Origin of the sequence: Bradyrhizobium betae (genome assembly GCF_050632175.1) — a bacterium.
In the GTDB taxonomy this organism is placed as follows: Bacteria; Pseudomonadota; Alphaproteobacteria; order Rhizobiales; family Xanthobacteraceae; genus Bradyrhizobium; species Bradyrhizobium betae_B.
The window spans coordinates 7,053,048-7,078,427 of sequence record NZ_CP192576.1 but is presented as its reverse complement, the minus strand read 5'-3'; the positions used below and the strand labels follow the sequence as shown (position 1 = coordinate 7,078,427).

Below are 25,380 nucleotides of genomic sequence, written 5' to 3'. Positions count from 1 at the left end.
CTCACTCCTCCGCCTTCTCCGGCCCCTCATATGCAATGCCGCGGATCACCGCGGCGCTGCCGAACTTCTTGCGCAGACTGTCCACCGCGCGCTCGGCATGGGCGGCGCGACGGTCGAGCATGTCGGTGTCGTCGGCGGGCGAGCCTTCGCGCAGCGCGCTGACGCCGGCACCCATCAGGCGAAAGGCCGTGCCGTCGATCTCCTTGGCCAGCATTTCGCGGCAGATCGAGAAGATCTTGGCGGCGAGCTGCGTCGGGCCGGCAATCGATTGCGAGCGGGTGCGCTGGCGGAAATCGGCCGTCTTCAGCTTCAGCGTGACGGTCGAGCCGGCCAGCTCACCGCTCTTGAGGCGAGACGACGTCTTCTCGCACAGCCGCCACAGGATCTTCTCCAGCGTCGCGAAATCGCGGATGTCGGTTTCGAAGGTGGTTTCGCTGGAAATCGTCTTGGCGCCCCTGTCAGGCTCGACGCGGCGGTCGTCGATGCCGCGCGCGAGCCGCCACAGCCTGCGGCCGTCGCTCGGAAACTGTCGCATCATCTCGATCTCGTCGGCTTTTTGCAGGTCGGCGATGATGCGGAATCCGCGCTGTACCAGGCGCTCTTGCGTTGCAGGTCCGACACCGAAGATGAAGCCGACCGGCTTTTCGGCGAGCATCAGACGGGCTTCCTCCTGGTCGAGCACGGCGAAGCCGCGCGGCTTGTCGAGGTCGGAAGCGATCTTGGCGAGGAACTTGTTGCAGGACAGGCCGACCGAGACGCTGATGCCGATGTCGCGCTCGACCTCGCGGGCGAAGCGCGCCAGCACCTTGGCCGGGATCATGCCGTGGACCCGCTCGGTGCCGGAGAGATCGAGGAAGGCCTCGTCGATCGAGAGCGGCTCGACCAGCGGCGTCAGCGCCTGCATGGCCTGCCGCACCTCGCGGCCGACGCGGACGTATTTTGCGATGTCCGGCGGGATCACGATGGCATGCGGGCAGGCCTCGAGCGCCTTGAACATCGGCATGGCGGAGCGGACACCATAGGTGCGCGCGATGTAGCAGGCTGCCGACACGACGCCGCGTTTTCCACCGCCGATGATGACGGGCTTGTCGGCGATGTCAGGGTTGTCGCGCTTCTCGACCGTCGCATAGAAGGCGTCGCAGTCGATATGGGCGATGGTCAGGCTCGCGAGCGCGCGGTGGCGGACGAGGCGAGGGGAGCCGCAGGCGGAACAGCGCCGCACGCCCACATCCAGATCGGCCGAACAATCCCGGCAGAAGCAGCGGGGCCCGGCCGCCTCTGGGGCGCTCACGGCACGTCGCGCTCCCAGGTCCGGTCGCCCAGCGCGTCGCCGAGGACCTGCCGGGCCGCAGCCACGTTGGTGGGGTGCAGCTCCACAGAGCTGGCAAACGCCTTCACCGTGGCGTCATCGCGCATCACGAAATCGAGCACGCTGAGCAGGAAACCAGGATCCGAGGCGGCATTCCGGAGCGACTCTGGGCCGACTCCTGTCTCAGCCAGGAACAGGCCCAGCCGCTCGGGATCGCCCGCAACGAAGGACAGAGCCTGAATCGCAACGATTTCAGCGACTTCGCGGGGGTTGTGAACAGGCTTTTTCAAGGGGCCGGTTTGCCTTTCCGTTAACTTTAGGTGTCTACTTTAAAACCATCATGCCCGAGTCTCTGGACCCTCGACAAGCAACTGGAAACCACATCGCAGAAAGTGGGCCCTCGGGTTTAACGAAACTAGAGCGAATCTGAGGCTAGTTTGAATCCAGTTTTCGAAGCGCCCGCGAGCGGCGCCTGAGGCGTCACATGTATTCGGCTTCGTGCCAATCAGGAGGGCGGGATGGCTAAGACCGTCCTGATCGTGGAAGACAACGAGCTCAACATGAAGCTCTTCCGCGACCTGTTGGAGGCGCACGGCTACCAGACCACCGGCACCAGCAACGGCTACGAGGCGCTGGACCTCGTTCGCAAGATGCGGCCCGACCTCGTGCTGATGGATATCCAATTGCCGCAGGTCTCCGGCCTGCAGGTGACGCGCTGGATCAAGGACGATCCGGAACTGCGCGCCATCCCCGTCGTCGCGGTCACCGCGTTCGCGATGAAGGGCGACGAAGAGCGCATCCGCGAGGGCGGCTGCGAGGCCTATTTGTCCAAGCCGATCTCGGTCGGCAAATTCATTGAGACGGTCCGGCGTTTCATCGGATAGGAAGTGAGTTCACAGTGTCCGCGCGTATCCTCGTTGTCGATGACGTCCCTGCCAACGTCAAGCTGCTCGAAGCCCGCCTGTCGGCCGAATATTTCGATGTGATGACCGCCTCGAACGGCACGGAGGCGGCTCGAGATCTGCGCCCGCGCCGAATGCGACATCATCCTGCTCGACGTCATGATGCCCGACATCGACGGCTTCGAGGTCTGCCGCCGCCTGAAGACCGATCCTGCGACGCACCACATCCCGGTCGTGATGGTCACCGCGCTCGACAGTCCCGCCGATCGCAACCGCGGGCTGGAGGCCGGCGCCGACGACTTCCTGACGAAACCCGTCTCCGATGTCGTGCTGATCGCGCGTGTGCGCTCGCTGACGCGGCTGAAGATGATGACGGACGAGCTGCGCATGCGCGCCATCACCTCGCTCGAGATCGGCATGCAGGCGCCCGAGCGCAGCGCGGTCGCCGACACCGGGAAGGGTGGCCGCGTCCTGCTGGTTGACGACCGGCAGTCCTCCTACGAGCGGCTGGCGGGTCTGCTCGCGGCCGAGCACACCGTCGACGTCGAGCCGAACCCCACCGAAGCGCTGTTCCACGCCGCCGAGGGCAATTACGACCTTTTGATCGTCTCGCTCGACCTCAACAATTTCGACGGCCTGCGGCTCTGCAGCCAGGCGCGCTCGCTGGAGCGCACGCGCCATGTGCCGATCCTGGCGATCGCGGACCCCGAGAACTCGACGCGGCTTCTTCGTGGGCTCGAGATCGGCGTCAACGACTATCTGCTGCGGCCCATCGACAAGACCGAGTTGCTGGCGCGCGTTCGCACCCAGATCCGCCGCCGCCGCTACACCGATCATCTGCGGGACAACGTGCAGAACTCGATCGAGATGGCGATCACGGACGCGCTGACCGGTCTGCACAATCGCCGCTACATGGAGAGCCATCTGGCGACGCTCGCCGAGCAGGCCTCGACGCGGGGCAAGCCCTTGGCGCTGATGATCCTCGACATCGACTATTTCAAGTCGATCAACGACAATTACGGCCATGATGCCGGCGATGATGTGCTGCGCGAATTCGCGGTGCGCGTGCGCAAGTCGATCCGCGGCATCGACCTTGCCTGCCGCTACGGCGGCGAGGAGTTCGTCATCGTGATGCCGGAGACCGACCTGCACGTCGCCGGCATGGTCGCCGAGCGCCTGCGCCGCTCGATCGCCGGCGAGCCTTTCGCCGTCCACAAGGGCACCAAGCGCATCGAGGTCACGATCTCGATCGGCCTGACCACGCTGGAGCAGAAGGGCGAGGCGGTCGCCGACGTCCTCAAGCGCGCCGACACGGCGCTGTACCGTGCCAAGCATGACGGGCGTAACCGGGTGGTGTCGCAGGCGGCGTGAGGCCGCCAAATACAGAAACGCGAAAACAACCCCATGCACAGTAGGCGGGGATAAAGGAATCAACAGCTTGCCGTCCGCCAAGTGTCGATTTCTGATTTTAGGAAGTTTTCTTGACGCGTCGGGCAAAACACTGGCATGTTGGCATCATCGCGCAGTGTCCACGAGAACAGCTGTTTCCCGCGCCGCCGCCTTGATCGCAATTCGTTCCGGCTATCGCGACTTGCCTGTGCGAGACTTGCCTTTGCGCTGCTTGTAGAGCGCGTTGAAGCCGCCCGCCATGAACGTGACGAAGCGTTCGCGGATGGCTTCGAAATCGTCGGACGCACATAGATTGTTCGAAAGGCGGTCGATGCGGCCCGTCCGCGACATCAGCAGCGAATAGGCCCCCGAGGTGAACTGGAAGCCCCAGAACAGGTCCTCGGGCTTCGCATCGGGCAACGCCTTCCGGAGCAGGCCGATCAGCCTCAGCACGAGCGGATCGAGATAGGCTTCCATCTTCTCGGCGCCGTAGCCGGGGGCGTTGTTCACCTGGGCAAAGATGCGGCCGAAATTGCGCCAGGCGTCCTCGTCATTGATGTAGACGTCGAAGGCACCATCGTAATAGGCGCGAAGCGCGCCCTCGACGGTCGGGCGGCCCTTGATCCTCGCTTCGTAAGCGTCGAGAGCGGCGGTCCGCAAGGTCACCGCGTACCCCACGCGGCGTTCGAACACGGCGTCGAATAGCGACCTCTTGCCGTCGAAATAGTAGTGAATGAGGGCAGGATGGATCCCCATCTTGTCGGCGACATCCTTGATCGTCACGCCGTAATAGCCGAACTGCGCGAACAACTCCTCGCTCGTGTCGAGGATCAGCTTCACCGATGCGGCCCGCTGCTCGGCGCGTGTCCGGCGGCCCTCGAGTTTCAACGCTGCTGGCATGATCTCCGTCGTGCTGATCGGACGCGTCCGGGAAGACGGCACCTTGATCCGACCAATCCGGCTTCACGATGGGATGCAGGGCCCGCCTGGTCAAGCCTGAGCCGGCCGTCTCGCCAATATTATTCATTTAGTGCTAAATGAATGAACTTGACCGGTTGGCGACCTCAGGGTAGTGGCGAGGGAGCCGGACCACGGCATCCGGCATTCGCCAAAAACCGGCGATCGTTTGGGCGCCGCGGGACGTGAGCGCAATCCAGAACAAAGGCTGGCAATGACCAGCCGCTTTAGGGGAGGACTCCATGACCGGCTTGAAGTCGATGGCAGCAGGCATGCTGATGCTCGGCACCACACTTGCGGCTCCGGCACTGGCGCAGAACAAATACGACACCGGCGCGACGGACACCGAGATCAAAATCGGTCAGACCAACCCATTGAGCGGCCCGGCCTCTGCATTCGGGGCCATCGGCAAGGCGGAGGCCGCCTACATCCGCATGATCAACGAGCAGGGCGGCGTCAACGGTCGCAAGATCAATCTCATCCAGTACGATGACGGCTACAGCCCGCCGAAGACGGTCGAGCAGGTGCGCAAGCTGGTCGAGAGCGATGAAGTGCTGACGACGTTCCAGATCATTGGGACGCCTCCGAACGCGGCCGTGCAAAAATACCTGAACGCCAAGGGAGTTCCACAACTCCTGGCCGGGAGCGGAGCTTCGCGATTCACCGACCCCAAAAATTTCCCCTGGACGATCTCCGCCAATCCCAACTACCAGTCGGAAGCACACATCTACGCCAAGTACATTCTGGAGAACCATCCGGACGCCAAGATCGGCATCCTTTATCAGAATGACGATCTCGGCAAAGATTACGTCAAGGGCCTGAAGGAAGGGCTCGGCGCCAAGACGAGCATGATCGTCAAGGAATTGTCCTACGAATTGGCCGACCCGACCATCGACTCCCAGATGGTGACGCTGAAAGCGTCGGGCGCCGATCTCTTCTACAACATGTCGACGCCGAAATTCGCCGCGCAATCGATCAGGAAAGCCGCGGAGCTCGGCTGGAAGCCCGTCCATATCCTGGAGGTCAACGCGACCGCGGTGGGCCAGGTTCTCGTGCCGGCGGGCCTCGAGAACGCCAAGGACATCATCTCGGTCAACTACGGCAAGGATCCGCTCGATCCGCAATGGGCGAACGACGAGGGCATGAAGCGGTACAAGGCCTTCATGGCGAAATATGCGCCCGGCGAAGATGCCAACAGCGGCTTCGCCACCTACGGATATTCGACGGCGGCGCTGCTGGTCCACATCCTGAAGCAATGCGGCGACGAACTCACTCGCGCCAACATCATGAAGCAGGTGACCAACATCAAGGGCTTCGTCCCCGACCTGGGATTGCCTGGCATGTCGATCAACACCAGCCCCGACGACTATCGCATCAACAAGCAATTCCAGATGATGAAGTTCGACGGGCAGCGCTGGGTTCTGTTCGGGCCGATCCTGACCGACGAGTTCAAGGCGGATTGAAGCTCCCAGCATGTCCCATGATGTCAGTGGCAGCGTTGGCGGTCTTGATCCCGCCAAGCTTGCCGAAGCCGGTCCGGCGCTCCGGCAGTTCATCGATCGTGGCGAACTCGCCGGCATCGTGACCCTGACCTCGCATCGCGGCAGGATCGTTCAATCCGAGGCGCTTGGCTGGTCCGACATCGAAACCAAGACAGCGATGCGGCCGGACACCCTGTTCCGCATCGCCTCGATGACCAAACCGATCACGTCGGTGGCGGCCTTGATGCTGGTGGAGCAGGGGAGGATTGCGCTGTCGGACCCGATATCGCGCTGGATACCGGAACTGGCCGAGCCAAGGGTCATGCGGAATGCCACGGGGCGTCTGGAAGACACGGTGCCCGCGCAACGCGAGATCACCCTCGAAGATCTGCTGACGCATCGTTCGGGAATTGCCTACGCATTCTTCTCGGAGGGCCCCCTCAAACAGGCCTATGAGCAGGCGCTTGGCGATCCCGCGATGAACCGATTGACGCCGGACGAATGGCTGGCCGCGCTCGGCACGCTGCCGCTGGCCTATCAGCCGGGCGAACTGTTCCACTACGGCCATTCAACCGACGTTCTCGGCTTCCTGATCGGCCGTCTCCTCGGCAAGCCGCTGGGTCGCGTCCTGCGCGAGACGATCTTCGCGCCGCTGGGCATGGACAGCACGGACTTCTGGCTTCCGCGCGACAAGCGGAGCCGTCTCGCCAGTCTCTACAGATATGACGAGGCGGCCGGTCAGTTCGCGAAAGTCGTGCCGGATATGTACGACGAACCGCCAGCCTATACGCCGGGCGGGGGCGGCTTGATCTCGTCCGCGCCGGATTATCTCCGGTTCGCGCGCATGCTGCTCGGCGAGGGCGAGCACGATGGCGTTCGATTGCTGAAGCCCGAGACTGTCCAGCTGATGCGGACGAACCGGCTGTCCAATGCCCAACGTCAGATTCCGTTTGCGGGCATGCCGCTCTGGCAGAAATCCGGCTTTGGGCTAGGGCTTTCGATTGCCGAAGATCCCGTCGACAATCCCTATGCCTGCGGCGCCCTGGCTCGATAACCTGGCCGGGCATATTCGGCACCTGGTGGCAAGCCGATCCGGTCCACGATCTGATCATGATCTACCTGATTCAGCATCAGGTGCCCGTTTCGGCAAACTCGGGCGCGACGATCGCGACGGGCCGCGGCGCCGCGGGCCGCAGGGCCTTGCCCGTCTATCAACGTGCGATTTACGACGCGTTGCAGGGCGGCTAGCGGAGGGCGTTTGCCTCGGTTCGTCGCTGCTTCTTGTCAATCATCCCACATCTACCCCCGCGTTCCGCAGCAACACCTTCGCCGCGTCCTTCGCAGCGCGCGCCATCGCGGGGTCGTCGCGCACGAGGTCCTGCGCGATCGAGCCGTCGACCAGCAGCACGAGCTGGGTGGCGAGCGCCTCCGCATCGGCAACGCCGAGCTCGGTCAGGCGATCGCGAAACCAGACACGGCGGCTTTCCTTGAAGGCGATCGCGATCTTCTTCACCGCGCGGTCCTTCGGACCGAGCTCGGCCACCGCATTGACGAAAGGGCAACCGCGAAAATCCTTCGCCGCAAACCTTCGCTCCAGCAGATCGAACGTCGCGAGAATCTGTTCGGCCGGCGGCTTGTCGGACGGGCGGGCGTGGACGAAGCGGCGCTCCAGATAGGCCGCGATCAGAGCGTCCTTGGAGGGGAAGTGGTTGTAGAGCGTGCGCTTGGAGATACCGATCTCGGCTGCGATGGTGTCGACGCCGATGGCGCGAATGCCCTGCAGATAGAACAGCTTGTCGGCGGTCTCGAGGATCCGCTCTTTCATCGTCTGTGGGGCGGGCGGGGAGCCATGCGGCAGCGTGCGTCCTGTTCGCTTGACAGCTGCTGTCATCCATAGCCTATGTAAACAGGTCTGTGTAACCAAAATCAACGGCAAAAGCAGACGGCGCCCGTTGTGCCGCGCCCCGAGGGAGAATGAAATGCCCCTGTTGCAGGTCCTGCGTCCGACCTTGCCGATCCTGATCGGCGCCTCGATCATGCTGACGCTGAGCATGGGTCTGCGGCAGAGCCTCGGCATCTTCATGCAGCCGCTGACGCACGACATCCACATTTCGATCTCGGATTTCACGCTGGCGCTGGCCGTGCAGAATCTCGCCTGGGGCTTTCTCCAGCCGCTCGCCGGCGCGATGACCACGCGCTACGGCTTCCGTCCCATCATGATCGCGGGATCGTTGATGTACATCGCGGGCCTCATCCTGATGGCGATCGCAAACGGGCTGATCGCCATCATGATCGGCGCAGGCGTGCTGATTGGGACGTCGCTGGCCTGCACTGCTGCTGCCATCGCGATGTCGGTGGCGGCCCGTGCGGTGCCCGCGACGGTGCGCTCCACGGTGCTTGGCATCGTCTCCGGCGCCGGCTCGCTCGGCGCGCTGCTTTCGGCGCCGCTCGGGCAGATGCTCAATGAAGGATTCGGCTGGCGCGCCGGGCTCGTCGGTTTCGTCGTGATGTCGGTGCTGATGATTCCCGCTGCGTGGTATGCGGGGCGCGTCGACAAGATTCCGCTGCCGAAGCCGGCCGCCGATGACATCGCCGATGCCACTGCCATCACAGCCGCGAAGACAGCGTTTGGCAACGCGTCTTTCGTGGTGATGACCTGCGCCTATCTCGTCTGCGGCATGCAGCTGGTGTTCCTCACCACGCATCTGCCGTCCTATCTGGCGATCTGCGGCCTCGACCCGATGCTCAGCGCGCAGACGCTCGGCATGATCGGCGGCTTCAACGTGCTGGGCTCGCTGTTCTTCGGCTGGGCCGGCCAGCGCTGGAACAAGCTCGCGCTGCTGGGCGGCATCTACGTGCTGCGTTCGCTCGCGCTCGCCTGGTACTTCATGCTGCCGGCGACGCCAGCCTCGACGCTGCTGTTCGGCGCGATCATGGGCTTTCTCTGGATGGGCGTCGGCCCGCTGGTCGCAGGCGCGGTCGCCGAGATGTTCGGCCTGCGGTGGCAGGCGATGATCCAGGGCCTCGCCTTCATGAGCCACCAGATCGGCAGCTTCCTCGGTGCGTACGGGGGAGGGGTGATCTACGACGCGCTCGGCTCCTACAATATGGCCTGGCGCATCGGCGTCGCGCTGGGCCTCGCCGGCGGCATCATCCAGGTTGCCTTCGCGCTGATCCGGCCGTCGCAGCCGCCGGCGCCGGTGTTGCGGACGGCTTGAGGCATTCGAGATTGATATCTCATATGATTCTCGGCGGCTCCTGAGCGCACGCTTCGTCCTTCGAGACTGCCGCTCCGCGGTCTCAGGATGACGCTAAGCGACATCGCTGCGTCCAAAATGCTACCGCGCAATGCGGTGCGTCCCTGCGGTCGGCGTGGACGGACAGAGCTAGGACGCGGCGACGTTCACCTTTGCGGAGACGGGCAGCCGAAGGCGTAGCCCGCGCGCCAGGACCGTGCGTCGCGTCGCAGGCAACCGCTTCGGCAGCTTGCCGAATTGCGCGAGGGCCTGGATCAATGCGCCCCTGACGGCCGGCTCGATCTTCGTGCAGATCAGCCAGCACACCAGGACGAGCAGGCCCAGCGCGGCCCATACGGCCGAGGTGGCATCGAGGCCGGCCTCGATCATGCCCCGAATGATCGCCGTACCGATGACGTTGTGGGTGAGATAGAGCGGATAGGTGATCAGCCCGAGCGTTCTCAGGTAAGCCGGCGCTTCAGCGGGAGCTGGATCTGCGGCGCGCCTGTTCCTGATCGCGGCACGGGCGATGAGCAGCACTGCGGCTCCCCAGACCATGATCGGCACGAGGGCCGATTGATCCGCGATGGCGGGGATGGAGGTCAGAAAGAAATCGGCGAAGACATAGATCTCTGCGGCGCCCGCAAGACAGGCGGCGACCACGGCGACCTGTTCGAGCCCGGTCAACGCCCTGTTCGCGGACACGAACAGCCAGATGCCCAACGCAAAGAAGCAGCCATGGCTCAACAGGAAAGCTGCGCACGGCACCCGGAACATCAGGATGATCAGATAAGGCAGGTCGGACGGCGTCATGCAGGACGTGACCAGCAGCGCGATCGCGTTGAAGATTGCGCTGTAGATGGTGAGACCGAAAGCCAGGTGCCTGAGCGTGATCTTCCGCGTGAGCATCGCGCAGAACACCAACCCGTAAAACGCCGTCTCGGCCGCCAGCGTCCAGTAGACCTCGTCGAGCCATTGCCCCGTGACGCCCTTGGGGACCATCAACATCGCGTGGATGTAGGGTTGAATCAATTCTGAGGCCGGCCCGGTTCCGAAGGTCAGGAGGACGAGGAGGGTCGCCGTGGCGCAGACCCACACCGCCGGATAGAGCCTGAGTGCGCGGCCGAGAAGAAACGCGCCCGGCGAGGACGTGCACGCGGAGTTGGCAATGACGAAGCCGGAGATGACGAAGAAGATCTCGACGCCGACCCAGCCGAACCACGTGAAGGGTGCGGCGGAGGGATAGAGAACTTCGGCGGCGACGGTGCGCTCGAAGCCGGGGACGCCGATCGAGGCCCAGCCCCAGGACCAGAACATCCAGTGAAAAATGGCGACACCGAGTGCGGCGGCGAACCGCAGCGGATCCAGCAGGGACAAATGGCTCTTCACGGGAACGGACCTGGTTTGTGCAACGATCCCGCTGGAAATAGCGAAGGCGGTCGCCGGGCTCCGCGAGGTGGGTCACATTTGCCCGGCCGCGGAGATGTCCATGCTCCGCGTGTCCGTCTCCGTTGCGTGACCGAAGTCACAGTTGCAGAACTTGCGTTTCGGCACTCTCCGCATGATGCTGCACGCATGATGTTCGGGGCCATGATGAGCGCATTTCGCTGGTTTTCCGTGATCTCAATTCTCTGGCTGACATGCAGTCCGGCCCATGCCGAGCGACGCGTGGCGCTGGTGATCGGCAATTCCGCCTACAAGAGCGTGCCGAGACTGACGAACCCCGTGAACGATGCGGCGCTCGTCGGCGGAATGTTCAAGAAGGCCGGCTTCGACATTGTCGACATCAAGCTCGACCTCGGCGTCGTCGACATGCGCAAGACGCTGCGCGAGTTCGGCGTCAAGGCGCGCGACGCGGATGTGGCCGTGATCTACTACGCCGGTCATGGCATCGAGCAGGAGGGCAACAACTACCTGATACCGACGGACGCTGTGCTCGAGACGGACACCGACGTTCTCGACGAAACCTTTCCGCTCGACCGCGTACTATTTGCCATTGAACCTGCCAAGCAGCTTCGGCTCGTGATCCTTGATGCTTGTCGCGATAACCCGTTTGCCAAGACGATGAAGCGGACGGTCGCCTCGCGCGCGATCGGGCGAGGCCTCGCCAAGGTCGAGCCTGCCCGGCCGAATACGATGATCGCATTCGCCGCCAAGGCGGGTTCGACGGCTTCGGACGGCGATGCCAGGAACAGCCCATTCGCCGCAGCCCTGGTCGAACGGTTGCCAACCCCCGGCCTCGATCTGCGCAAGGCCTTCGGATTCGTTCGGGACGATGTGTTGAAGAACACCGCCTACAGGCAAGAGCCCTATGTCTACGGTTCGCTCGGCGGCGATGACGTCTCGCTCGTCCCTGCCAAGCCTGCCGTGCTCGGACCGCAAGCAAGCCCGGACAGCGAAATCCGGCGCGACTATGAACTGGCGCTCCAACTGGGCACGCGCGATGTGTGGACCGCGTTTCTCAATCGGTATCCAAGCGGGTTTTACACCGACCTGGCCAAGGCCCAGCTGAATCGGATCACGGCTGAGGATGCGCGTGCTGCGGCCGCAGAGAAGGCCAGGCAGGCAGAGGAAGAGAAAACACGGCTCGTCGCCGACCGCGCCAAGAAGGCCGAACAGGACAAGGCGGTGGCCGCGGCCAAGGCCGCCGAGGACGCCCGGGTTGCCGCAGAGAAGGCCAAGCAGGTCGAGGAAGCCAAGGCCGCCGCGGCTGAGCTTCGCAGGAAAGAGGCGGAGGCGGCGGTCGCCAAGGCTCTTGCCGAAAAGCAAGCTGTCGAGAAATCCATTGCGGACAAGATCGCGGACAACAAGGCGGCCGCGGAGCTGGCCACGAAGAATGCCGACGAGAAGCAGACGAGCGAAGACAAGGCACAGACGATCGCTGCCGTCGATTCGACAGCCGCACAGCCCACCCTCACATCGCAGGAGACGGCCAAGCTGGTCCAGCTTGAACTGCGCCGGGTCGGCTGTTCGTCGGCTGCTGCCGACGGTGATTGGAACGCGTCGTCGCAGCGCGCACTCGGCCAGTTCAACAAATATGCCGGTACCCAATTCGATGTACAGGCGGTCTCGATCAACGTCGTCAACGCAATCAGAGCTCGCGCTCCCCGCGTTTGCCCGCTTGTCTGCGATCGTGGCTATAAGGCCGACGGGGACGCCTGCACGAAGATCGTCTGCAAGAGCGGCCTCGAACTCCAGGACGATGGAAGTTGCACGCGGCCGAGGAAAGACGTGGCGGCAAGATCATCATCGGAGGATGCCGCTAGCGGCAGCTCGAAATCGCAACGCTCGCTTGCACCGGTTGGTTCTTCCTCCGGTCGCAAGCTGCCAGGCGAGCCGCCTGACGGATCAATTCCGACGGGTGCGCGCGTCATCGTCCAAAGCAGCGCCTGCGGTCGGGGGCAGGTGCTGGAGCTGATCGGAGGATCAGTCGGACACGGAATTCCTCGGCAGAAGCGGTGTATTTCAGCGAACTGACGGGGCAAAATGAAACGGGGCCCGAAGGGCCCGTAAAAGTCTACAGCGTCCGCGATCTGACTTGATCTTCTTACTTGATCTTGGCTTCGCGGAATTCGACGTGCTTGCGCGCGACCGGATCGTACTTCTTCTTGACCAGCTTGTCGGTCATGGTGCGCGAGTTCTTTTTGGCAGTGTAGAAGAAGCCGGTGTCGGCCGAGGACACGAGCTTGACCTTGATGGTGACCGCTTTGGCCATGTTCAGAACCTCAGAAAAGAAGGGAATCTGGAGCCGGCCAAACGGCCCGCGTTGGCCGGCAACCTAGCCAGAAACCGCCTGATGTCAAGGTTTTAGGGGCAGAAACCACCCAAATCGGCCCGATCAGGCCTCGAAGAACCGGTTTTTCGGCCGCGGCAGGCCCAGATTCTCCCTCAGGGTGGGCCCTTCATACTCCTTGCGGAAGATCCCGCGCTTTTGCAGCTCCGGGACGACCTTGTCGACGACATCGTCGAGGCCGGCGGGCAGGAACGGGAACATGATGTTGAAGCCGTCGGAGCCGTGCCCAACCAGCCATTCCTCCATCTGGTCGGCGATGGTTTTCGCCGTGCCGACGAAGGACAGCCCGCCATAGCCGCCGACGCGCTGGGCGAGCTGTCGCACGGTGAGCTTGTCGCGCGCGGCGAGGTCGACCATGCGCTGGCGGCCGCTCTTGCTGGCGTTGGTCTCGGGGATGTCGGGGAGCGGGCCGTCCGGATCGAAGCCGGAGGCGTCGGTGCCGAGGATGACCGAGAGCGAGGCGATGGCGCTGTCGTAATGCACGCGGCTGTCGAGCAGGGCGCGCTTCTCTTTCGCTTCGTCCACGCTGTCCCCGACGACGACGAAGGCGCCGGGCAGGATCTTGAGATGTTCGGGGTCGCGGCCGGCTTTTTCCATGCGGCCCTTGATGTCGGCGTAGAGCTTCTGCCCGTCGGCGAGGCTGCCGCCGCCGGTGAACACGGCTTCCGCGGTCTCCGCCGCAAGCTGCTTGCCGTCTTCCGACGCGCCGGCCTGCACGATCACCGGCCAGCCCTGCACGGGGCGGGCGATGTTGAGGGGCCGCGCACCTTCAGATATTTGCCGTTATGGTCGAGCGTGTGCATTTTCGAAGGGTCAACGAACAGCCCGCTCTCGACGTCACGGACGAAGGCGTCGTCGGCGAAGGAATCCCAGAGGCCGGTGACCACGTCGTAGAATTCGCGGGCGCGCTTGTAGCGCTCGGCGTGCTCCATGTGATCGTCGAGGCCGAAATTCAGCGCCGCGTCCGGGTTCGAGGTGGTGACGATGTTCCAGCCCGCGCGGCCGCCGCTGAGATGGTCGAGCGAGGCGAAGCGCCGCGCGACGTGATAGGGCTCGTCGAAAGTGGTCGAGCCTGTCGCGATCAGACCGATCCGTTCGGTGACGGCGGAGAGCGCCGACAGCAGCGTGAACGGCTCGAACGAGGTCACGGTGTGGCTGCGCTTGAGCGCGTTGATCGGCATGTTCAGCACGGCGAGGTGATCGGCCATGAAGAAGGCGTCGAACTTGCCGGCCTCGAGCTTGCAGATCAGCGTCTTGATGTGACCGAAGTTGAAATTGGCGTCGGGCCACGCCCCGGGATAGCGCCAGGCGCCGGTGTGGATGCTGATCGGGCGCATGAACGCGCCAAGCTTGAGTTGCCGTTGTGCCATCGCCCCGGGTCCGTTGTGGGTGTCGTTGGAGAACACATAGGCACGCCGCGGAACTCCGCCAGCCGGACGGACGGGAGGATTATTTCGTTTTTCGGCGGGCGCTCAGCACAATCTCGTCATGGAAGGCGCCGATGCGCCAACATGGCCGGGCTTGTCCTGGCCATCCACGCCTTGCCTCTGTGCGCGAAGAACGTGGATGCCCGGGACAAGCCCGGGCATGACGAAGTCGCTAGGTGCGCGGATGCGACTGACCACCGGAATGACGATCAGCCCAAAATATCCTTCTGCATCTTGCCGGCGTAGAAATGGAAGAACGGCACCGGCGCATCGTGGCGGAGCGGGCCGGTGGCAAGGCGGGCGTCGAGCTCGTTGAGCACGTTGCGCGTCATCGGATGCAGATCGGCGAGCGGCTTTGAGCCGAGCTCGACCCAGACCAGCTCGACCAGTTCGGCATCGGCGTGGATCACGCCGTCGACGCGGTGGGCGATCGCGGAGGCATCCGCGGTGAAGAAGCGCGTGTCGAACCGCTTGACGCGGCCGGGCGGGGTGATCGCGCGCGCGATCAGGAAAAGGCTGGACGGATCGGGCAGGAGTCCTGCATCCGCAAACGGCTTCCAGTTGCCGTCGAGCTTTGCCTTGACGTCCGCCTTGCGCCCGAGGCAGAGGCCGGTCTCCTCGCAGGCCTCGCGGATCGCGGCAATCGCCAGCGACTTTGCGCGCGAGGGCGGCGTCTTCGGGCTGCCCTTGGCGAGATTGGCTTCCAGCTCGGGTGTGATGGGAGCTGCGACCGGGACGCGGTAATCGGCCTTGTCGACGCGGCCGCCGGGGAAGACGAATTTTCCGGGCATGAACACCACCTTGTCGTGGCGCTTGCCGACCAGGACCTTTGGAATAGTGCCGCTGCGATCGACCAGGATCAGTGTCGCCGCATCCTTCGGGCGGAAATAGGGATGGTGGTCGGCTTCCTTGCCCTCGTGGATCTTGGTTTTTTCCGCCTGCGCAATATCCGTCATGTCCTCACCCAAACTGCTTCTTGCTTATTTTGCCTACACCGGCGGAATACCATCCGGAGGGTTGTCGTCAAAGCCGTGCATGCGCAGAGCCCATTGCAATCCGACCACGGCTCCCTTCACCGGCTGCAGCAGCGCGAGCGAGGCGACGAACGTGAACGGCAGATAGGCGGCAAAGCTGATCCAGACCGGCGTGGTGTAATTGGTCTCGATCCAGAGGATGGTCGGCACCACGATGTGGCCGACGATGACGATCACGAGATAGGCCGGCAAATCGTCGGCGCGATGCGGCGTGAAGTCGAGGCCGCACACCGAGCAATTGTCCGCTGTCTTCAGGAAGGCGCGGAACAGCTTTCCCTCGCCGCAGCGCGGGCAACGGCCGCGGAAGCCGCGCTTCATCGCCGTCCAGAGGTCGCGCTTCTCGACCAGCCCGGTCTCGCGCGTCCAGATCTTCGAAACTGTGCTCGTCGCTACCATGCCTTGCCTTTCTGCCCTCCGCCTTTTCCTTTGGTCTTGCCCTTGTTCTTGGCCTTGTTTTTCTTGGGCTTGCCGGATTTTGGTTTCGACGGCTTGCGTTTTCTGTCCGGACTGCGTCCGGGCTGCGCCTTGAACGAGGGGCGGCGTTGCGGACCGGGCTGTCTGCCATCGCGCGGCGCGGTCTCGCTGGATGACGACAGCAGCTCGAAGCGCAGCGCGCCCGCCACGGGGGCGGCTTCGATCAGACGGACGTCGACGACGTCGCCGAGCTGATACATGGTGCGGCTGCGCGTGCCGACGAGGGCGTGGCGGCCCTCGTCATAGTTGAAATATTCCGTGCCGAGGGACCTTATCGGGATCAGGCCGTCGGCGCCGGTGTCGGCAAGTTTGACAAAAAGCCCGGCGCGCGTGACGCCGGAGACGCGGCCCTGGAAGGTCGATCCGATGCGGTCGGCGAGATGATGGGCGATCAGGCGATCGACGGTCTCGCGCTCCGCCTTCATGGCGCGGCGCTCGGTCACCGAGATGTGTGCGGCGACCTCGCTCAGGGTTTCCGGCGTCTCGGTATCAGGCAGGGCGCCCTCGCCGAGGCCGAGCGCGCGGACCAGCGCGCGGTGCACGACGAGGTCGGCATAGCGGCGGATCGGCGAGGTGAAGTGCGCGTAGCGGCGCAAATTCAGGCCGAAATGACCGTAATTTTCCGAGGAATATTCAGCCTGCGACTGCGAGCGCAGCACCACTTCGCTGACCAGCGGGAAATGGTCGTGGCCTTCGAGCTGGGCCAGCACGCGGTTGAACAGGGCCGGGCGCAACGCGCCTGATTTCGCGAAGGGGACGTCGAGCGTCTTCAGGAATTCCTGGAGCGCGTGGACCTTCTCCAGCGTCGGCTCATCGTGTACGCGGTAGATCAGCGGCAGCGACTTCTTCTCGAGCATCTCCGCCGCCGCGACGTTGGCGAGGATCATGAACTCCTCGATCAGCTTGTGTGCGTCGAGCCTGTCCGGAACGATGACGCGGTCGACCGTGCCGTCGCTCTTCAAGAGGATCTTTCGCTCGGGCAGATCGAGATTGAGCGGATCGCGCTCGTCGCGGGCGCGCTTGACGCAGGCATAGGCGGCATAGAGCGGCTTCAGGATCGGATCGAGCAGGGGGCCGGTGGTGTCGTCGGGCCGGCCGTCGATCGCGGCCTGCGCCTGCGCGTAGCTGAGCTTGGCCGCCGAACGCATCAGGATGCGGTGGAAGCTGTGCGAGCGCTTGCGGCCATCGGGCGCAATGATCATTCGCACCGCGAGCGCGCCGCGCGGCTCGCCCGGCACCAGCGAGCACAGATTGTTGGAGATGCGCTCGGGCAGCATCGGCACGACGCGGTCGGGGAAATAGACCGAGTTGCCGCGATCGAGCGCGTCGCGGTCGAGCGCGGTGCCTGGCCGGACGTAGAAGCTCACATCGGCAATGGCGACGTCGACGATGAAGCCGCCCTTGTTGTTCGGATCCGGATCGGGCTGCGCATGCACCGCGTCGTCGTGATCCTTGGCATCCGGCGGATCGATGGTGACGAGCGGAACGTCGCGCCAGTCCTCGCGTCCCTTCAGAGTGGCGGGCTCCGCGGCTTCGGCTTCGCGCTCGGCCGCCGGACGGAATTGCAGCGGGATGTCGTGGGCGTAGATCGCGATCAGGCTGATCGCCTTCTCCGACTTGACCGAGCCGAGCTTCTCCTTGACGCGGCCTGAGGCAAGGCCGAAGCCGCGCGAGCGGATGATGTCGACGCTGACGAGGTCGCCGTCCTTCGCGCCGTGCGCATCGACCGCTGCGATGTTCAGCTCACGGTCGGCACCCTTCTTGTCGATTGGGACCAATCGTCCGCCGCCTTCGGGCAGCTCGCGGAACACGCCGAGGATGCGGCTCCTGGTCTTGTCGAACACCTTGATGATGTGGCCGTGCCAGGCCGGGCCTTCGCTCTCGTCCAGGCGCTCGACGCGCAGCAGCACGCGGTCGCCGCTTCCGGCCGCGGTGCCGGGCTTGGGCCGGCGCGGCAATACGATCAGGATATTTGGCGGCTCGCCGCTCTCGACCTCGTCCCATTCGGTGGGGGCGGCGATCAGCTCGCCGTCGGCGTCGCGGCCGGTGATGTCGGCGACCAGCGTCGACGGCAGGCTGTCCGGCTCCGAAATCGTCCGGCGCTTCTTCTTCACGAGGCCGTCGTCGGCGAGCTCGCGCAGCATGCGCTTGAGCTCGATGCGATCGGCGTTCTTCAGGCCGAACTCGCGCGCAATTTCGCGGGTCCCGACCTTTCCGGGATTTGCCTTGATGAAGGCGACGATGGCTGCCCGGTCGGGAAAGCCACGGTCATTGTTGCGTTTCACTTAACCTCTTAAGTCGTGCCGGCACTCTTCTTGGCCGGAGCTTTGGCGGCCGCCGCCTTGGTCGGCGACGTCTTGACTGGTGAAGTCTTGGCGGTCGACGACACGGCTGCGCGCGCCTTGCTGGTGGAATCGGATTTGGTCTTGGCCGCCTTCTTCGCGGCCGGCTTTTTGGCTTTCGGCGCGGCGTCCGCGCTGTCGGCGGATTTATCGGCGGACTTGGTTGCCTTCGCCTTCTTGGCCGGCTTGGCGGCTTTCTTTGGCTTGCCGCCGCCCTTGGCGGCGCGCTCGTCGATCAGTGCGATCGCCTGCGCCAGTGTGACCGCGTCTTTCTCGATGTCGCTCGGGATCGTCGCGTTGACGCCGCCGGCCGTGACATAGGCGCCGTAGCGGCCTGCCTTCACCGTGACGGTGCCGAGCGTCGGGTGATCGCCGATCGCCTTGCCGGGATCGGCGCCGAAACGGCGGCTCGGGCCCTTGGCGACCTTCTCCGCGATCAGCGTCACCGCGCGGTTGAGGCCGATGTCGAACACCTCGTCGCCGGCCTCCAGGCTGGCATAGGTCTTCTCGTGCTTGACGAACGGCCCGAAGCGGCCGAGGCCGGCAGTGATCGGCTCACCTGTCTCCGGATGCTTGCCGATCTCGCGCGGCAGCGACAACAGCTTCAGTGCAAGCTCGAGCTCGACATCGCCGGGCGAGGTGCCCTTCGGGATGCCCGCGCGCTTCGGCTTCTCGCCTTCGGCATAGTCCTTGGGCTCGCCGAGCTGGATATAGGGGCCGAAGCGGCCGGCCTTGACCCAGACATCGCGGCCCGTATCGGGATCCTGTCCGAGCGAACGGTCGGCGGTGGTCTCGCTGTCGGCGGCGAGCTGGCGGGTGTAGCGGCATTCCGGATAGTTCGAGCAGCCGACGAAGGCGCCGAACTTGCCGGCCTTGAGATTGAGCCGGCCGTTGCCGCAGCTCGGGCATTGCCTGATGTCGCCACCGTCGGCGCGCGGCGGATAGATGTGCTGTCCGAGCATGTCGTCGAGCACGTCGAGCACCTGCGCGACGCGCAAGTCCTTGATCTCGTCGACGGCGCCGATGAAGCCGGTCCAGAAATCCTTCAGCACCTGCTGCCAGGAAATCTCGTTGTTGGAGATGCGGTCGAGCTGCTCTTCGAGATTGGCGGTGAAATCGTATTCGACGTAGCGCGCAAAGAAGCTTTCCAGGAACGCGACCACGACGCGGCCCTTGTCCTCGCCGTGCAAGCGCTTCTTCTCTAGCTTGACGTAGCCGCGGTCCTTCAGGACCTGGAGGATCGAGGCGTAGGTCGAGGGCCGGCCGATGCCGAGCTCTTCCATGCGCTTGACCAGCGAGGCCTCGGAGAAACGCGGCGGCGGCTCGGTGAAATGCTGGGTGACGGCGAGCGATTGCCGCTTGAGCGCGTCGTTCGGGCTCATCGCCGGCAGACGGCGCAGATCCTCGTCCTCCTCGTCGTCGCGGCCTTCCTGATAGAGCGCGAGGAAGCCGTCGAACTTGACGACCTGACCGGTGGCGCGGAGCTCCAGCGTGCGGCCGCCGACCTTTGCCGCGATGTCGACGGTGGTGCGCTCGAGTTCGGCGGATTCCATCTGGCTGGCGATGGTGCGCTTCCAGATCAGTTCATAGAGACGCGCTTGGTCGGATTCGAGCTTGCGGCTCATGGCGTCGGGGCGGCGCGACATGTCGGTCGGGCGGATCGCTTCGTGCGCTTCCTGGGCGTTCTTGGCCTTGGCCTGGTACTGGCGCGGGGCGTCCGGCACGTAGGCTTTGCCGTAATCCTCGCCGATCACCTGGCGCGCCTGGGTGATCGCGGACGGATCGATCTGCACGCCGTCGGTACGCATATAAGTAATGAGTCCGGTGGTCTCGCCGCCGATGTCGATGCCTTCGTAGAGGCGCTGCGCGATGCGCATCGTATGCGCCGGCGCAAAGCCGTATTTGCGGCTGGCCTCCTGCTGCAGCGTGGAGGTGGTGAACGGCGCCTGCGGATTGCGCCGGGCCGGCTTGGCGTCGACCGCGGTCACGGCGTAGGCGGCTGCTTCCAGCGCCTTCTTGAAGTCTTCGGCTTCCGCGCCGGTGCCGATGTCGAGGCGCTGGATCTTCTTGCCGTCGGCGCCGACCAGACGGGCCTCGAAGGCGTCGCCGCGCGGCGTCAGCAGGGTTGCGATCAGCGACCAGTATTCGCGGGCGACGAACTTCTCGATCTCAAGCTCGCGATCGCAGACCAGCCGCAACGCCACCGACTGCACGCGGCCCGCCGAGCGGGCGCCCGGCAGCTTGCGCCACAGCACGGGGAGAGGGTGAAGCCGACCAGATAGTCCAGCGCGCGGCGCGCCATATAGGCGTCGACCAGTGCGCCGTCGATCTGGCGCGGATGCTTCATCGCGTCGGTGACGGCCTGCTTGGTGATGGCGTTGAACACCACGCGCTCGATCTTCTGATCCTTCAGCGCGCGCTTTTCCTTCAACACCTCCAGCACGTGCCAGGAGATGGCCTCGCCCTCGCGATCAGGGTCGGTCGCGAGAATCAGGCGGTCGGCGTTTTTCAGGGACTTGGCAATATCGTTCAGCCGGCCGGCGGCCTTGGGGTCGATCTCCCAGATCATCTTGAAATTGGCGTCGGGGTCGACGGAGCCGTTCTTCGCCGGCAAGTCCCGGACATGGCCGAACGAGGCCAGAACCTCGTAGGACGAGCCCAGATACTTGTTGATCGTCTTGGCTTTCGCCGGCGACTCCACAATGACGATATTCATGTAGTTCCAGTAGCTTACGGGGGAAATCCGGGCCGAATTCGACGAGATTCGGGTCGGCCCTTTCGTCCCGAACATGGGTGGTGAGGCCTCCGCTGTCAAATCGAGGGGTGTTGAGGGCGGCGGCAATGGGAAAAGTTTCATATCGAAAAAGTTGCAAATTACCACCTTGGAGTTGCGGCCGATGTCAGCGTAAAGTTTGTGCGGGGCATGGATTCGGGTGGGGTCTGGTGACAAAGCCAGGAAGGAAAAGAGCGCGCGCCGCGTCCGGCGCGCGGGGAGGCTTGCGTCATGAGGAACCGGGGGAGGGCGGGGCCGATGAAGCCGTGGCCTTCATCGCCGAGCAGGTGACGGCGTTGCGCAAGCTCGCCGAGCGCCACAAGCTCGATGTGCTGCATTATCTGCTGGGCATGACCAAGCTCGAGGCTGACGAGCATCTGCGGCTGCGGAGCAAGCGCAAGCTGTCGTGAGGACGCGGTCGAACGGCCGTTACCCCATCTACGAAAAGTGACTCACGCCGAGCGCCTTCGCGGCGCCGGCCGCAGCTTCAGCATCGTATCCGCTGGCGTGAGCAAGCGCCCGTCTTCCGCCCGCATCTCCAGTTTCTTCACCGGGCGGCCTTTCTCGCGATCGACCAGGATGGTCGCGATCTCCTCTGGGTGATCGTCGAACGCCTCGCTCCATTGCCGCAGGGCGACCAGGATAGGGAAGGTGCCGCGGCCCTTCTGCGTCAGCACATATTCCTGATAGACGCTGCCGTCGGAGGCGGGCGCCGTTGCCAGGATGCCGTGCTCGACCAGCGAGCGCAGCCGGGACGCCAAGATGTTCTTGGCCATGCCGAGCTTGCTCTGGAATTCGCCGAAGCGGCGCACGCCGAACAGCGCCTCGCGGATGATGAGGAGCGACCACCAGTCGCCGATCGCTTCCAGCGACCGCGCGATCGGGCAGGCATCACCCTCGAAGCTCGTTCGTTTCACCATCGTCCTCGTCCTATCGCATTCGCCCGATTTCAAAACCGATCACGCGCTTGTGTGGTTGCATCATAAAACCATATGTCCTAGATCGCAACTTGGTTTTATCATGCAACCACTGGAGGCGAACGTGAGACTGAAGAACAAGACGGCCCTGATTACCGGCGGCAATAGCGGCATTGGCCTTGCGACGGCGAAACTGTTCGTGGCCGAGGGCGCCAAGGTGGTGATTACCGGGCGCAACAAGGAGACGCTGGACGCTGCCGCCAGGGAACTCGGCCCGAACGCACTCGCGCTGGCGGCCGACGCGACCGACATCGCCGCCACCGAAGCTGCGATCAAGAAGGGCGCCGAAACCTTCGGCAAGTTCGATATCGTGTTTGCCAATGCAGGCATCGCCGGCGGCACGCCGCTGGGCTCGACCACGCTGGAGGCGTTCGCGAAGGTCATCAGCACCAATCTCACCGGCGTGTTCTTCACCGTTCAATCCGCGCTGCCTCATCTCAACGACAACGCCTCGATCATCCTCAACGGCTCGGTGATCTCCGTGCTCGGCATTCCCGGCTATTCGGCCTATGGCGCTGCCAAGGCGGGCGTGCGTTCGATGGCCCGGACCATGGCCTCGGAACTGTCGCCGCGCGGCATCCGCGTCAACGTCGTCGCGCCAGGCGCGATCCGCACGCCGATCTGGGGCGCGGCCGTTGCGACGCCCGAAGCGGAAAAGGCGTTTGAGCAGCGCATCGCGTTGTCGACGCCGCTCGGCCGCATTGGTGAAACAGATCACGTTTCGAAGACGGTGCTGTTCCTCGCCTCCGATGATTCCGCGCATGTGCAGGGCCAGGAAATCTTCGTCGACGGCGGCGCTGTGGCATCCCCGAGCGGCGCTCCGATCTATCGCGGCTGATCAAGGGAAGTGAAAATGGAATCGGCCGGCGCAGTCTCGGCGATTGCGCCGGCCGATTCTTGCCTGGTTTAGCTCTGTCGAACTCTCAGCGCCGCCGGAGTTCAGCAGCGGCTGGTGTCGGCGCCGGGTTTACGCCGCGCGCAAACTCGTCGCTGCCTGCAGCGCGTTCGCGAGCGACTTCTCGCGATGGTCAGGCCCGACCTGGATGCCGTCGGCAAAGATGAACTCGGGATTGGCGATGCCGATGAAACCGAACACCCAGCGCAGATAGGTTTCGAGATGCTCGCCGAGCGCGGCCGGCGTATCGGCGCCATAATAGCCGCCGCGCGAGATCGCCACGATCACGCGCTTGCCGCCGGCAAGGCCCTGCGGGCCATTCGCGTCGTATTTGAAGGTCTTCCCCGCCACGAGGACACGGTCGATCCAGGCCTTGAGCTGGCTCGGGATGGTGAAATTGTACATGGGCGCGCCGATCACGACGATGTCGGCATCGAGAAACTCGTTCAGCACCGCCGCGCTCGCCGCAAGGTCGGGTCCGAGTTCTGCGGGCGCAGGCGCGCCTTGCGCGGCCGCAAGGTGCGAGCCGGAGAGATGGGCGAGCGGGGTCTGGGTCAGGTCGCGGTAGACGATGTCGAGCGACGGCGTTGCCTGCCTGAGGCGATCGACGACGGCGGCGGACACCTGACGGCTGACGGAGTGGGGGCCGAGTACGCTGGAATCGATGTGGAGGAGTTTCATTAGGGTCACCCATGGTATATGTTTGTAACCAGCGCTACATGAGTGACTGTCAAATTTCCCGCAAGAACGCACTTTTTTGAGCCATGGGCACATCCTTGAAACCTGCACACACCGATTTGCCTGCCGCGCAGATGCCGGATCGCGACCATGCCGACTGCCGCGGCGTGGCCTCGATCCTGTCCCGCGTCGGCGACAAATGGAGCGTGTTCGTCATCATGATGCTGAGCGACGGTCCGAAGCGCTTCAACGAGCTGAAGCGCATGATCAACGGCATCTCGCAGCGGATGCTGACGCTGACGCTGCGGGGCCTCGAGCGCGACGGGCTCGTCACGCGCACCATTTTCCCGACCATCCCGCCGCGCGTGGATTACGAACTGACCGATCTCGGACGCGGGCTGCAGCAGCCGGTCAAGGCGCTCGGGCAGTGGGCGATCGAGCACCAGGAGCAGATCGCGACGGCGCGGACGCGGTTTGATCAGCGGAACGGCGGCTAGAGAAGAGCAACAAGTCCGCCGCCGTGGCGTTCGAGCCGCCCCGCGAGTTCGAGCTCCAGCAACACTGTGCGCACGATCGCGGGCGAGGCGCCGGACATCCGCACGAGGTCGTCGATCGAGATGGGGGTGGGGCCGAGCAGGCCGGTGATCTGGTCGCGGTCGTGCCCCTGCGGATCACTCTCGAACGGGTCGCTGTCGGGCTCATCGGCGGAATGCATCAGCGGCCGCTCCATGATCGGTGCGACGGCGTTGACGATGTCGGAGGCTTCGGTGACGAGCGTTGCGCCCTGCTTGATCAGATCGTTGGCGCCGGCGGCGCGCGGATCGAGCGGCGAGCCGGGGACGGCGAACACCTCACGGCCCTGTTCGGCGGCCATGCGCGCCGTGATCAGCGAGCCCGACCGGTGCGCGGCCTCGACCACGACCACGCCGAGCGAGGCGCCCGAGATCAGCCGGTTGCGGCGGGGAAAGTCGCGGGCGCGCGGCTCGTGGCCGAGCGGCATCTCGGAGATCGCGGCACCCGCGTGATCGAGGATCGCGGCGAGCAGATCGCCATGCTCGGGCGGATAGATGCAATCATGGCCGCCGGCGAGCACCGCGATCGTGCCGCTCGCGACGCTGGCGCGGTGCGCGGCCTGGTCGACGCCGCGGGCGAGCCCCGAGATGACGATGAAGCCGGCCTCGCCAAGCTCGCGGGCAAGCTGGCCTGCGAATTTCAAGCCAGCGCCGGAGGCGTTGCGCGAGCCGACGATGGCGATCATCGGCCGCATCAAGGTCGCTTTGTCACCGCGCACGGCGAGCAGCGGCGGCGCGTCGTCGATCATGGCCAGCCGCGACGGGTAGCCATCCTCTCCAGGCGCGAGCCAGGCGATGCCGAATTTGCGGCTGGCGGCGAGTTCGGCCTTCGCCTCATCCGCGCTGCAGATGCGCCCCGACCGCTGCGCACCGCCGCGGCGCGCCAGATCGGGCAGGCGCTCGAGGGCAACGCGGGCCGAGCCGAAATGATCGACAAGCGAGCGAAAGGTGCGCGGCCCGACATTGTCGGAGCGGATCAGCCGCAGGCGGTCGATCCGGTCGGCCTCGGTCAGCTCCATGCTGGGATTGATGGCGTCCACGGTGTCTCCTTGCAGGGGCAGCATGGAACAACCTGAGGGCGTGGGCAACGGCTTCGTGTGCTTGCGCGCCCCCGTCGCAATGCTAAAAGCGATCCCAATAA

General features: G+C 64.5%; 21 protein-coding genes and 3 pseudogenes. 10 read left to right on the top strand and 14 right to left on the bottom strand.

Annotated features, from left to right (window positions below; all coding sequences use genetic code 11):
- Nucleotide 1: 1 nt before the first annotated feature.
- Together ACQ86E_RS34085 and ACQ86E_RS34080 are read right to left on the bottom strand one after the other, a co-directional pair.
- A complete protein-coding gene (locus ACQ86E_RS34085; RefSeq protein ID WP_431203649.1) occupies nt 2-1,291 on the bottom strand; it encodes a DNA polymerase IV in 1,290 nt (429 codons plus the stop codon).
- Nucleotides 1,288-1,599 (bottom strand): DUF3572 domain-containing protein, encoded by a 312-nt coding sequence (locus ACQ86E_RS34080; RefSeq protein ID WP_143845793.1) that lies wholly within the window; start codon nt 1,597-1,599, stop codon nt 1,288-1,290. The genes ACQ86E_RS34085 and ACQ86E_RS34080 overlap by 4 nt, the downstream gene beginning before the upstream one ends.
- Before the next feature lie 228 nt (nt 1,600-1,827).
- Between ACQ86E_RS34080 and ACQ86E_RS34075 the strand changes: the two genes are divergently transcribed.
- Nucleotides 1,828-2,193, top strand: coding sequence for a response regulator (locus tag ACQ86E_RS34075; protein ID WP_015685597.1), 366 nt, complete (start codon nt 1,828-1,830; stop codon nt 2,191-2,193).
- A gap of 14 nt (nt 2,194-2,207) precedes the next feature.
- Nucleotides 2,208-3,582 (top strand): annotated as a pseudogene (locus ACQ86E_RS34070) (PleD family two-component system response regulator).
- A 210-nt stretch (nt 3,583-3,792) separates the two neighbouring features.
- Here the strand turns inward: ACQ86E_RS34070 and ACQ86E_RS34065 are convergent.
- Nucleotides 3,793-4,500, bottom strand: coding sequence for a TetR/AcrR family transcriptional regulator (locus tag ACQ86E_RS34065; RefSeq protein WP_431203648.1), 708 nt, complete (start codon nt 4,498-4,500; stop codon nt 3,793-3,795).
- Between the two features lie 299 nt (nt 4,501-4,799).
- Between ACQ86E_RS34065 and ACQ86E_RS34060 the strand changes: the two genes are divergently transcribed.
- The 3 genes from ACQ86E_RS34060 to ACQ86E_RS34050 are packed head-to-tail and all read left to right on the top strand — an operon-like array spanning nt 4,800 to nt 7,286.
- Nucleotides 4,800-6,020, top strand: a complete 1,221-nt coding sequence (locus tag ACQ86E_RS34060) for an ABC transporter substrate-binding protein (protein WP_431203647.1) — start codon at nt 4,800-4,802, stop codon at nt 6,018-6,020.
- A gap of 10 nt (nt 6,021-6,030) precedes the next feature.
- Entirely contained in the window at nt 6,031-7,092 is a 1,062-nt protein-coding gene (locus ACQ86E_RS34055) for a serine hydrolase domain-containing protein (protein ID WP_431203646.1), read from the top strand.
- Nucleotides 7,093-7,148: 56 nt separating this feature from the next.
- The gene (locus tag ACQ86E_RS34050; RefSeq protein ID WP_431203645.1) at nt 7,149-7,286 is read left to right on the top strand and encodes a hypothetical protein; all 138 of its coding nucleotides are present in this window, start codon (nt 7,149-7,151) and stop codon (nt 7,284-7,286) included.
- Nucleotides 7,287-7,326: 40 nt separating this feature from the next.
- Here ACQ86E_RS34050 and ACQ86E_RS34045 read toward each other — a convergent pair whose 3' ends face one another.
- The gene (locus ACQ86E_RS34045; protein ID WP_431203644.1) at nt 7,327-7,863 is read right to left on the bottom strand and encodes a TetR/AcrR family transcriptional regulator; all 537 of its coding nucleotides are present in this window, start codon (nt 7,861-7,863) and stop codon (nt 7,327-7,329) included.
- A gap of 154 nt (nt 7,864-8,017) precedes the next feature.
- On the opposite strand from ACQ86E_RS34045, the gene ACQ86E_RS34040 reads away from it, so the two are divergent.
- Entirely contained in the window at nt 8,018-9,256 is a 1,239-nt protein-coding gene (locus ACQ86E_RS34040) for an MFS transporter (RefSeq protein WP_431203643.1), read from the top strand.
- A 168-nt stretch (nt 9,257-9,424) separates the two neighbouring features.
- Here the strand turns inward: ACQ86E_RS34040 and ACQ86E_RS34035 are convergent, their stop codons facing one another.
- Nucleotides 9,425-10,651 carry an acyltransferase family protein gene (locus ACQ86E_RS34035; RefSeq protein ID WP_431203642.1) on the bottom strand — a complete coding sequence of 409 codons (1,227 nt, stop codon included), beginning with the start codon at nt 10,649-10,651 and terminating at the stop codon, nt 9,425-9,427.
- 216 nt (nt 10,652-10,867) lie between these two features.
- Here ACQ86E_RS34035 and ACQ86E_RS34030 point away from each other — a divergent pair, with 216 nt between their 5' ends.
- Nucleotides 10,868-12,751 carry a caspase family protein gene (locus ACQ86E_RS34030; RefSeq protein WP_431206633.1) on the top strand — a complete coding sequence of 628 codons (1,884 nt, stop codon included), beginning with the start codon at nt 10,868-10,870 and terminating at the stop codon, nt 12,749-12,751.
- A gap of 70 nt (nt 12,752-12,821) precedes the next feature.
- Here the strand turns inward: ACQ86E_RS34030 and rpmG are convergent, their stop codons facing one another.
- The 6 genes and pseudogenes from rpmG to topA form a co-directional block, all read right to left on the bottom strand.
- Entirely contained in the window at nt 12,822-12,989 is a 168-nt protein-coding gene (gene rpmG / locus ACQ86E_RS34025; protein WP_211376546.1) for a 50S ribosomal protein L33, read from the bottom strand.
- A 123-nt stretch (nt 12,990-13,112) separates the two neighbouring features.
- Nucleotides 13,113-14,437 (bottom strand): annotated as a pseudogene (locus ACQ86E_RS34020) (LLM class flavin-dependent oxidoreductase).
- Nucleotides 14,438-14,703: 266 nt separating this feature from the next.
- On the bottom strand, nt 14,704-15,450 hold the full coding sequence (locus ACQ86E_RS34015; RefSeq protein WP_431203641.1) for an NUDIX hydrolase: 747 nt from the start codon (nt 15,448-15,450) through the stop codon (nt 14,704-14,706).
- A 33-nt stretch (nt 15,451-15,483) separates the two neighbouring features.
- Entirely contained in the window at nt 15,484-15,924 is a 441-nt protein-coding gene (locus ACQ86E_RS34010) for a DUF983 domain-containing protein (RefSeq protein ID WP_431203640.1), read from the bottom strand.
- Nucleotides 15,918-18,287: a ribonuclease R gene (rnr, locus tag ACQ86E_RS34005; protein WP_431203639.1), complete on the bottom strand. Its 2,370-nt coding sequence runs from the start codon at nt 18,285-18,287 to the stop codon at nt 15,918-15,920. Before rnr ends, ACQ86E_RS34010 begins: the two co-directional genes overlap by 7 nt.
- 8 nt (nt 18,288-18,295) lie before the next feature.
- Nucleotides 18,296-21,060, bottom strand: a pseudogene (gene topA, locus ACQ86E_RS34000) (type I DNA topoisomerase).
- A 323-nt stretch (nt 21,061-21,383) separates the two neighbouring features.
- Here topA and ACQ86E_RS33995 point away from each other — a divergent pair.
- Entirely contained in the window at nt 21,384-21,527 is a 144-nt protein-coding gene (locus ACQ86E_RS33995) for a hypothetical protein (RefSeq protein WP_240536176.1), read from the top strand.
- 42 nt (nt 21,528-21,569) lie between these two features.
- Here ACQ86E_RS33995 and ACQ86E_RS33990 read toward each other — a convergent pair whose 3' ends face one another.
- Nucleotides 21,570-22,037, bottom strand: coding sequence for a winged helix-turn-helix transcriptional regulator (locus tag ACQ86E_RS33990; protein ID WP_431203638.1), 468 nt, complete (start codon nt 22,035-22,037; stop codon nt 21,570-21,572).
- Between the two features lie 121 nt (nt 22,038-22,158).
- Here ACQ86E_RS33990 and ACQ86E_RS33985 point away from each other — a divergent pair, with 121 nt between their 5' ends.
- Nucleotides 22,159-22,932, top strand: coding sequence for an SDR family oxidoreductase (locus ACQ86E_RS33985; protein ID WP_431203637.1), 774 nt, complete (start codon nt 22,159-22,161; stop codon nt 22,930-22,932).
- Between the two features lie 129 nt (nt 22,933-23,061).
- Here the strand turns inward: ACQ86E_RS33985 and ACQ86E_RS33980 are convergent, their stop codons facing one another.
- A complete protein-coding gene (locus tag ACQ86E_RS33980; RefSeq protein ID WP_431203636.1) occupies nt 23,062-23,670 on the bottom strand; it encodes an FMN-dependent NADH-azoreductase in 609 nt (202 codons plus the stop codon).
- Between the two features lie 83 nt (nt 23,671-23,753).
- Here ACQ86E_RS33980 and ACQ86E_RS33975 point away from each other — a divergent pair, with 83 nt between their 5' ends.
- On the top strand, nt 23,754-24,164 hold the full coding sequence (locus tag ACQ86E_RS33975) for a winged helix-turn-helix transcriptional regulator (protein WP_431203635.1): 411 nt from the start codon (nt 23,754-23,756) through the stop codon (nt 24,162-24,164).
- On the opposite strand, the gene dprA is transcribed toward ACQ86E_RS33975, so the two are convergent.
- The gene (gene dprA / locus ACQ86E_RS33970; protein WP_431203634.1) at nt 24,161-25,303 is read right to left on the bottom strand and encodes a DNA-processing protein DprA; all 1,143 of its coding nucleotides are present in this window, start codon (nt 25,301-25,303) and stop codon (nt 24,161-24,163) included. The two genes, ACQ86E_RS33975 and dprA, sit on opposite strands and share 4 nt — an antisense overlap.
- Nucleotides 25,304-25,380: the final 77 nt, after the last annotated feature.